This window comes from Methylobacterium sp. WL18, from assembly GCF_008040015.1.
Lineage (GTDB): Bacteria > Pseudomonadota > Alphaproteobacteria > Rhizobiales > Beijerinckiaceae > Methylobacterium > Methylobacterium mesophilicum.
Map to the genome: position 1 here is coordinate 1 of NZ_VRVD01000218.1, position 7,351 is coordinate 7,351.

The 7,351-nt window shown below is 70.5% G+C and carries 11 protein-coding genes; 2 read left to right on the forward strand and 9 right to left on the reverse strand.

Annotation, left to right across the window (positions count from 1 at the left end):
• The 3 genes from FV228_RS15955 to FV228_RS15965 form a co-directional block, all read right to left on the reverse strand.
• The coding region (locus FV228_RS15955) for a glycine--tRNA ligase subunit beta (RefSeq protein WP_147855521.1) at window positions 1–210 on the reverse strand (210 nt) is incomplete at its 3' end.
• 58 nt (window positions 211–268) lie between these two features.
• Window positions 269–712, reverse strand: a complete 444-nt coding sequence (locus tag FV228_RS15960; protein ID WP_147855522.1) for a hypothetical protein — start codon at window positions 710–712, stop codon at window positions 269–271.
• A 68-nt stretch (window positions 713–780) separates the two neighbouring features.
• Window positions 781–1,692: a glycine--tRNA ligase subunit alpha gene (locus FV228_RS15965; protein WP_147855523.1), complete on the reverse strand. Its 912-nt coding sequence runs from the start codon at window positions 1,690–1,692 to the stop codon at window positions 781–783.
• A 159-nt stretch (window positions 1,693–1,851) separates the two neighbouring features.
• Here FV228_RS15965 and FV228_RS15970 point away from each other — a divergent pair, with 159 nt between their 5' ends.
• Window positions 1,852–2,310, forward strand: coding sequence for a GNAT family N-acetyltransferase (locus FV228_RS15970; protein ID WP_147855524.1), 459 nt, complete (start codon window positions 1,852–1,854; stop codon window positions 2,308–2,310).
• A gap of 153 nt (window positions 2,311–2,463) precedes the next feature.
• Window positions 2,464–2,739 carry a hypothetical protein gene (locus tag FV228_RS15975; RefSeq protein WP_147855525.1) on the forward strand — a complete coding sequence of 92 codons (276 nt, stop codon included), beginning with the start codon at window positions 2,464–2,466 and terminating at the stop codon, window positions 2,737–2,739.
• Between the two features lie 144 nt (window positions 2,740–2,883).
• Here the strand turns inward: FV228_RS15975 and FV228_RS15980 are convergent, their stop codons facing one another.
• The 6 genes from FV228_RS15980 to FV228_RS16005 all read right to left on the reverse strand — a co-directional run bounded on the left by FV228_RS15980 (window position 2,884) and on the right by FV228_RS16005 (window position 7,320).
• On the reverse strand, window positions 2,884–4,494 hold the full coding sequence (locus tag FV228_RS15980) for a Na+/H+ antiporter (RefSeq protein WP_147855526.1): 1,611 nt from the start codon (window positions 4,492–4,494) through the stop codon (window positions 2,884–2,886).
• Window positions 4,495–4,672: 178 nt separating this feature from the next.
• Entirely contained in the window at window positions 4,673–4,918 is a 246-nt protein-coding gene (locus tag FV228_RS15985) for a toxin-antitoxin system HicB family antitoxin (protein WP_147855527.1), read from the reverse strand.
• 3 nt (window positions 4,919–4,921) lie between these two features.
• Window positions 4,922–5,338, reverse strand: coding sequence for a putative toxin-antitoxin system toxin component, PIN family (locus tag FV228_RS15990; RefSeq protein ID WP_147855528.1), 417 nt, complete (start codon window positions 5,336–5,338; stop codon window positions 4,922–4,924).
• A 40-nt stretch (window positions 5,339–5,378) separates the two neighbouring features.
• Window positions 5,379–5,885, reverse strand: a complete 507-nt coding sequence (locus FV228_RS15995) for an MmcB family DNA repair protein (protein ID WP_147855529.1) — start codon at window positions 5,883–5,885, stop codon at window positions 5,379–5,381.
• 120 nt (window positions 5,886–6,005) lie between these two features.
• Window positions 6,006–6,782 (reverse strand): cobalamin-binding protein, encoded by a 777-nt coding sequence (locus tag FV228_RS16000; protein WP_147855530.1) that lies wholly within the window; start codon window positions 6,780–6,782, stop codon window positions 6,006–6,008.
• 16 nt (window positions 6,783–6,798) lie between these two features.
• Window positions 6,799–7,320, reverse strand: a complete 522-nt coding sequence (locus FV228_RS16005) for a DedA family protein (protein ID WP_147855531.1) — start codon at window positions 7,318–7,320, stop codon at window positions 6,799–6,801.
• Window positions 7,321–7,351 lie beyond the last annotated feature (31 nt).

The window sequence follows — 7,351 nt, forward strand, 5'->3', positions numbered from 1 at the left end:
GCGCTCCTCGCGCACGGCCTCGCCGCGAGCCGGCAGGCCGGCGATGTGCAGGGCGAGGCGGCGCGGCGTCGAGAAGGCCTTAGCGCCCTCGTACAGGAAGCCGCGCTCGACCAGCGCGTCGGTGACGAGTTTCTTCAGATCCTCCGCCGCGCGCCGCTGCATGCGGGCGGGGATCTCTTCCGAGCGGAGTTCGAGCAGGAGGTCGGGCATGGCGCGGCCATATCGCCGCGCCGCTGGCCTGTCGAGGGTCGAACGCCCGGGGCCGGCCTTATTGCGCCTCGCCCTTCAGGATGGTGGTGAGCTGCCATTTGCGATCGCCGATCGCGTGGGCGTCCGACACCCGCCAGGCTCCGTCCTCGCGCACGAGGTCGAAGACGATGGATTTCGAGCCGTCCCCGCCCTTGCGCTCCACCGTGACCTTCGCCTGGTCCTTACCCTCCGTGGCCTCCTTGAAGGTCAGGGCCTTCACGGTGTCGGGCTTCAGGGGCTCGCCGTTGAGGCGGTAATCGAAGTCGAGGCTGCCGGTGGCGCCGTTGGCCTGCTTGGCGTCGGCGTCGAACAGGCCCTGGAGGCGCTTGGTGTAGACGGCCGAGTGATTCGGGCGCGGTTCGGCATAAAGCTTCTTGACCACCGCCTCCGGGCCGGGGTCGGCCGCGTGCGCCGGGGCGAGACCGAACGCGAGGACGCCGAGGGCGAGGAGGGTCTTTTTCATCATGGGATTCCCGCGTCTGCGGACGCGCCGAAGCGCGCCGATTGGCGGGGGTTGCAACGCGCGAGGGCTCAAGGGGCTCCACCGGCCGCCGTCTTGAGCCACGCCGCGCCGCAGGCCTTGGCGAGTTCCCGCACCCGCAGGATGTAGCTCTGGCGCTCCGTGACCGAGATTACCCCGCGGGCGTCGAGCAGGTTGAAGACGTGGCTTGCCTTGATGCACTGGTCGTAGGCCGGCTGCGCCATGCGGTGGCGCTCGGTCTCGGCGGCGGGCGCGCCGGCGTCGAGATAGGACCGGCAGGCGGCCTCCGCGTCGGTGAACTGGCGGAACAGCATCGCCGTGTCGGCCGCCTCGAAGTTGTGCCGGGAATATTCCTGCTCGGCCTGCAGGAACACGTCGCCGTAGGTGATCCGGTCCGCGCCCTCGGCGCCGTTGAAGTCGAGGTCGTAGACGTTCTCGACACCCTGGACGTACATGGCGAGCCGCTCGAGCCCGTAGGTCAGCTCGCCGGCCACGGGGGCGCATTCGAAGCCGGCCACCTGTTGGAAGTAGGTGAACTGGCTGACCTCCATCCCGTCGCACCAGCATTCCCAGCCGAGGCCCCAGGCGCCGAGCGTCGGGCTCTCCCAGTCGTCCTCGACGAAGCGGATGTCGTGGAGCTTCAGGTCGACCCCGATCGCGTCCAGGGAGGCGAGGTAGAGTTCCTGCAGGTTCGGCGGGTTCGGCTTCAGGATCACCTGGAACTGGTAATAGTGCTGGAGCCGGTTGGGGTTCTCGCCGTAGCGGCCGTCCTTGGGCCGGCGCGACGGCTGGACATAGGCCGCCTTCCAGGGCTTCGGCCCGAGGGCGCGCAGCGTGGTCGCCGGATGGAACGTGCCGGCGCCGACCTCCATGTCGTAGGGCTGGAGGATCACGCAGCCCTGCGCCGCCCAGAACTCCTGCAGCGTCAGGATCAGCCCCTGGAACGATTTCTTGTGGGACATGGGCAGGGACGGCTCGGCGATGCGGGTCTGGGGGTCGGTTTAGGTGCGGGCGGCGGGGGGTGCAAGACGGAGGGCCAGCAGCGCGCGCACGGTTGCGCTTGCGTCCGGGGTCCGGAGAGTGGTCAGCTTCCGCCCTGTGCCATGCGGGAGAGGCGGACCATGACCATCGAACCGGAGACCATCGCGATCCGCCCGATCGGCCCGGAGGATCGGGCGGCGTGGCTGCCGCTGTGGCGGGGCTACCAGGCCTTCTACAAGGTCGAGATCGCCGAGGCGGTCACGGATTGCACCTGGGCCCGCCTCAACGACCCGGCCGAACCGGTCGACGGCGCCCTGGCCTGGCGGGGGGCCGAGGCGGTCGGACTGGTCCACCACATCCGCCACCGCTCGGCCTGGACGATCGGCGATTACTGCTACCTGCAGGACCTGTTCGTGGCGGACACAGTCCGTGGCGCGGGAATCGGCCGTCGGCTGATTGCGCATGTCTACGAGGCCGCAAAAGCCGCGGGCTGCTCCCGTGTCCATTGGTTGACCCACGAGACCAATACCGACGCAATGCTGCTCTACGACCGGATCGCGGAGCGGTCGGGTTTCGTGCAGTACCGGAAGATCGTCTGAATCCTTCGCGCCTGCGCCTCGCTTGTGTGGCGAAGCACGCAAGCGAGGCCGTTTTCTCGGCATAGCGGGAACCGTCAAGTTCGCGGCCAAGTTATCGCCGCAAACAGGGGATTTCGGCACCTCAGCGCTGCCGAACACGACGGACCACCGGTCATGCATCAGGCTCGCACGCGTCACGATTTCGGCCGCAAGAACATCGCCGTCCTGGCCGCGCTCGCCGTCTCGGCGATGGTCGCCACCCCGTTCGTGATGAGCGCCAGCCGCGCGCTGGCGACCCCGGAGGAGCCGACCGTCACGGCGAGCCTGCGGATCGAGCCGGTGGAGATCTCCCCCGTGGCGGCGCCCAAGGAGGCGGCCCCCTGCCTGCGCAAGGTGCGGGTCGTCTACAGCGGCTACAGCAACCCGGCCGATGCCTGCACCACTCGCTAGAGCATCGTTCCGAACGGTGGCCGCCGGCCTTCGGAAACAGACGATGTCAATCAAGATGCCAGCGCATCATGCCGGTTCCGACATCCGGCACGAGGCGCGAAAGCGCAGCCTTAAGGACCCTGACGCTCCGGTCGGGGCTCGGTCTTAGGCAGCGCCGTGCGTCGGAGCCTCGCCGGCCAGGCGCTTCAGGTGAAGCTCCTCCAGGTCGATCTCCCCTTCCAGGGCCCGCAGCACCGAGCTGTGGATGCGGCTCTCCCGGTGCAGGGCGATCAGCGCCGAGCGCCCGGACCGCACCGCCAGCAGCGCGGCTGCGAAATGCTCGGTCTTCTCGGCGGCCAGGGCCCCGCGCTCGTCGCGATCCCGGGAGGATGCCCGCACCCGCCGACGGTATTCCTCCACCAGACGCGGATGCTGCAGGGCGCCGGACCCGGGCGCCACCAGCCGCTGAAGGGCACCGAGCCCGGCCTCGTTCATCACCACCCGGGCCATCGCGGCGTCGAGATGGCCCTCGGGGAGGCTCTGGCGCGGGTCGAGGCGCAGCCACCGGATCAGTGGTCCGAGCGACGTACCCTGGATCAGGACGGTGAACAGGATCACCGCGAAGGCCGCCACCAGGATCGCGTCGCGGCCCGGGAAGTCCACCGGCAGTGCCAGGGCGGCGGCGAGGGTCACCACCCCGCGCATGCCGGCCCAGCCGATGATCAGCGGCACCCGCGGGTCCGGGCGGGGCTCCTGGGCGCGAACCCGGGCCGACAGGGTCCGCCGCAGGTAGACGGCGGGGAACACCCAGAGCAGCCGCGCGGTCACGCATGCCACCGTGACGGTGACCGCCAGGGGCAGGCCCGTGGCGAGTGCGCCGAGGTCGCCCCCGGACCGGGCCAGCACGCCGCGCAGGGCCAGCCCGATCAGCACGAAGACCAGGGCCTCCAGCACGAAGACCACGAATTCCCACACCGAAACGGCGTGACGCCGGACATGGGCATCGAAGGTCTCGTGCTCGCGCCCGCCCATCATCAGCCCGCAGGCGACCACGGCGAGCACCCCGGAGGCGTGGATCTCCTCGGCGGCGAGGTAGGCGGCGTAGGAGGCCAGAAAACTCAGCACCGCCACGGCGTTGGCGTCGTGCAGGCGCCGCACCAGCGCGTTCACCGCTAGGCCGCAGGCGAGCCCGACCGCGACGCCCGCCACAGCCAGCCAGGCGAAGCTGCCCCCCGCCGCCCAGGCGCTGAAGCTGCCGGTCAGCGCCGCCGCAACGGCGAACCGGTAGAGCACGAGGCCGGAGGCGTCGTTGACGAGACTCTCGCCCTCCAGGACCGTGACCATCCGGCGGGGCAGGGCGACCCGGGCCAGCACCGCCTTGGCGGCGACCGCGTCCGGAGGCGACACGATGGCGCCGAGCGCGAAGCAGGCGGCCCAGGGCAGGGCCGGCACCACCGCGTGGGCGACGAGGCCGACCACCAGGGTGGTGAACAGCACCGCGCCGAGCGAGAGCGACAGGATCGCGCCGAGGCTTGCGCGGAAGTCGCGCCAGACGGTGAAGTAGGCCGATTCGAGCAGCAGCGGCGGCAGGAACAGGACCATGATCAGGTCCGGATCGAGATCGAAGGCCGGCAGGCCCGGCGCCACCGCCAGCGCCATGCCGCCCAGCACCAGGGCGGCGGCCGGGGGAAACCCCAGCCGCCCGGCGATCAGAGACAGCAGCAAGGCCGCCCCGAGGAGCGCGAGGATCAATTCGAACAGGGCAACGGGCGTCATCGATTAGTTTCGGCGCTGAAGTTTCAGCAAGCTCGGCCATTCTAAGCAGGTTTCGCCGGGCTGCCGAACGTTTTCGCCGAATCCTGCCGATGAAGCGGGTGATCGCCGCTATGCCGCCAGATCACCGCCGCATCAGCGAGCGATCGAGGAGCCCGGACGCGCGACAGCCGGCAGGGGATCAGTCCCGAAGACGATCCTCCAGCGCCGGCGGGAGACCGCCCTGCCGGGTCATGAGGCGATCGAAGGCGGCGAGATCCGCTCGCGCCCCGCGTTCGGCGAGGAACGCCGCCGACGTGATGGCCGAAAGCTTCTTGGCCACGGCCGTTGCGACGAATTGATCGAGCGTGGTCCCGCCTTCGCGGGCGATCCGCTCGGCCGCATCGGTCAGCCCATGGGGCAGGCGCACCGTAACGTCGCGATCCATCCTTCAGCCTCTTTGCAGGACGTCGCTCGGACTGGCGACGGCGATCCCGAAGCCCAACGGGGCGGCCCCGAAATCCGCCCTGTTGAACGTGACGATCGCGTCGGCCCGTCCGTTGACCGCCACTTCGAGCACCATCTCGTCCGCAGGATCCCGCAGCCGCGGCCACCAGAGATAATGGATCACGACGGGCTCCGCGAACAGGGCCAGCACGTTGAGGACATTGCCGACATCCGCCGCGGAGATCCGGGCTGCCCGCAGATGCTCCGGCCGCAGGGCGACGGCCTCATATTCGAGGAACAGCGGGACGCTCAAAAGCATCCGGAACTCGCCTGCCCTGATCCGGCGCAGCAGCGCAGCCGAACCGCCCGCCGGGCTTCGCAGCGCGGCCACGAGGATGTTGGTGTCGAGGACCAGACGCATGCATGGGGTCGAGTCGGTGTGAGCGGCCCCGTACAGTACCCTACAGCGCCCCCTCCCGCACCGCGCCCGGGTCGGCCAGCGCGTGGAGGATGCGGGCGGCGCTGTGGGCGAAGCGGAGGGTGACGGCCTTGCGGCGGGGGCCGCTGAGCGGGTGCTCCGGCGCCTCCCGCAGGATGCCGGCGCCGTAGCCGTCGGCGACGATCAGGCCGCACTCTTCCGGGATCAGGGATTCGGGCACGTCCTCGGGGATGGCGAAGAAGAACCGGTCGCAGAAGTCCCTGTAATCAGGCCACTTTCTGTCGGCGCGGAAATCCGCGACGCTCGACTTGATCTCCACGATGGTGAGCCGGCCGGCGCCGCACAGGGCGATCACGTCGGCGCGGCGGCCGTTGACCAGGGAGAATTCCGGCAGGGTGACGCAGCCCATCTCGGAGAACAGGCGGCGCACGCCGCGCTGGATCCGCAGGGCGGTGGGCGATTGCCGCCGGTCGGGGGGCAGGATCGTGGCGCCCGCCGGGAGCGCGGGGAGGCCGAGGGAAGCGGACATGCGGTTGCGGGATTCGCCTGTGTCGAATCGGGACATCCTGCCGAAACGCGGCCGATCCGTCACCTGCGGCGCGGGATCGCCCCCGGCCCATCGGCAAAACATCCCTGTGACTGCAGAGACTTAAGCCAGGAACGACCGGATCGCGGCAAACCCGTCGGTGAGCGCGGCGGGGCCCGGCTGGAGGATCAGCGGGGCCTTGATCTCGTGGATCCGGCCGGTCCGCACCGCCGGGATCGCGTCCCAGCCGGGGCGGGCGCGGATGCGATCGACGTTGACCTTCTTGCCGCACCAGGAGGCCAGGATCACGTCGGGGGCGGCGGCGATCACCTGGTCGGCGGTGACGATCCGGTCCTTCGCGGCCGGCTGTCGGCTGAGTTCGGGGAACACGTCCTGGCCGCCGGCGAAGCCGATTAATTCGGAGATCCAGCCGATTCCGGAGATCATCGGCGCGTCCCACTCTTCGAAGTAAACGCGAAGTCTGGGCCGGGTCGGGGCCTGTGCGGCGGCGGAATGCAGGGATTCTTCGAAGAACCGCGCGAGCGCGTCGGCCCGCTCCGGGACCCCGACCAGGGCCCCCAGGGTGCGGACCATGGCCAGGCAGCCCGCCACATCCCTCTGGTTGAACAGGTGCACGGCGACACCCGCGCGGGCGAGATCGGCGACGATGTCGGCCTGGAGGTCGGAGAACGCCAGGACGAGGTCCGGCGCCAGCGCCAGGATTTTTGGGAGGTCGGCGCTGGTGAAGGCCGAGACCCGGGGCTTCTCCCGCCGGACCCGGGGCGGGCGCACCGCGTAGCCCGAGACGCCGACGATCCGGTCCTCCTCACCCAAAAGGTACAGGGTCTCGACGGTCTCCTCGGTGAGGCAGACGATGCGCTCCGGCGGGAAGCGGCGCATCAGCGGGCCGGCCGGATCACCGGTCGAGCCAGGCGAGCAGCCCGGCCCCGGGGGCGAGCAGCACGAAGGCCCAGACCAGCGCCGAGGCGACGTTGGCCAGCTGGAACGGCAGCCGCGCCAGTCCGAGGGTGCCGGCGAGCAGCGGCACCAGGGCCCGGGCCGGCCCGAAGAAGCGCCCCAGCGCCACCGCGGCGATGCCCCAGCGGCCGATGAAGCGTTCCGCCTTGGCGACGAGGTCGGGGTAGCGCCGCAGGGGCCACTTGGTGCGGGCGCCCGGCCCGACCCAGCGCCCGGCCTCGTAGGAGAGCCAATCGCCCAGGGCGGCCCCCAGGGCGGCGGCGCCGATCACCGGCCAGAGCGGGATGTCGGCCCCCCCGACCAGGGCGCCGATGCCGATCAAGATCACGGTGGCCGGCACGAACAGCGACAGGATCGCGATCGACTCGCAGAAGGCGAGCCCCCCGGCGATCAGCGGCGTCCAGACCTTGTGCGCCTCGACGAAGGCGAGGGTGGAGGTCCGCAGGGCTTCGATGTCCATCGGGCTCGGGGGGCGGCGGGGGGATCGGACC

Bases quoted from the DNA above. Each gene is read 5' to 3' on its own strand.
- FV228_RS15960 (WP_147855522.1), bottom strand. From the start codon at position 712: ATGAAAAAGACCCTCCTCGCCCTCGGCGTCCTCGCGTTCGGTCTCGCC.
- FV228_RS15965 (WP_147855523.1), bottom strand. From the start codon at position 1,692: ATGTCCCACAAGAAATCGTTCCAGGGGCTGATCCTGACGCTGCAGGAG.
- FV228_RS15970 (WP_147855524.1), top strand. From the start codon at position 1,852: ATGACCATCGAACCGGAGACCATCGCGATCCGCCCGATCGGCCCGGAG.
- FV228_RS15975 (WP_147855525.1), top strand. From the start codon at position 2,464: ATGCATCAGGCTCGCACGCGTCACGATTTCGGCCGCAAGAACATCGCC.
- FV228_RS15980 (WP_147855526.1), bottom strand. From the start codon at position 4,494: ATGACGCCCGTTGCCCTGTTCGAATTGATCCTCGCGCTCCTCGGGGCG.
- FV228_RS15985 (WP_147855527.1), bottom strand. From the start codon at position 4,918: ATGGATCGCGACGTTACGGTGCGCCTGCCCCATGGGCTGACCGATGCG.
- FV228_RS15990 (WP_147855528.1), bottom strand. From the start codon at position 5,338: ATGCGTCTGGTCCTCGACACCAACATCCTCGTGGCCGCGCTGCGAAGC.
- FV228_RS15995 (WP_147855529.1), bottom strand. From the start codon at position 5,885: ATGTCCGCTTCCCTCGGCCTCCCCGCGCTCCCGGCGGGCGCCACGATC.
- FV228_RS16000 (WP_147855530.1), bottom strand. From the start codon at position 6,782: ATGCGCCGCTTCCCGCCGGAGCGCATCGTCTGCCTCACCGAGGAGACC.
- FV228_RS16005 (WP_147855531.1), bottom strand. From the start codon at position 7,320: ATGGACATCGAAGCCCTGCGGACCTCCACCCTCGCCTTCGTCGAGGCG.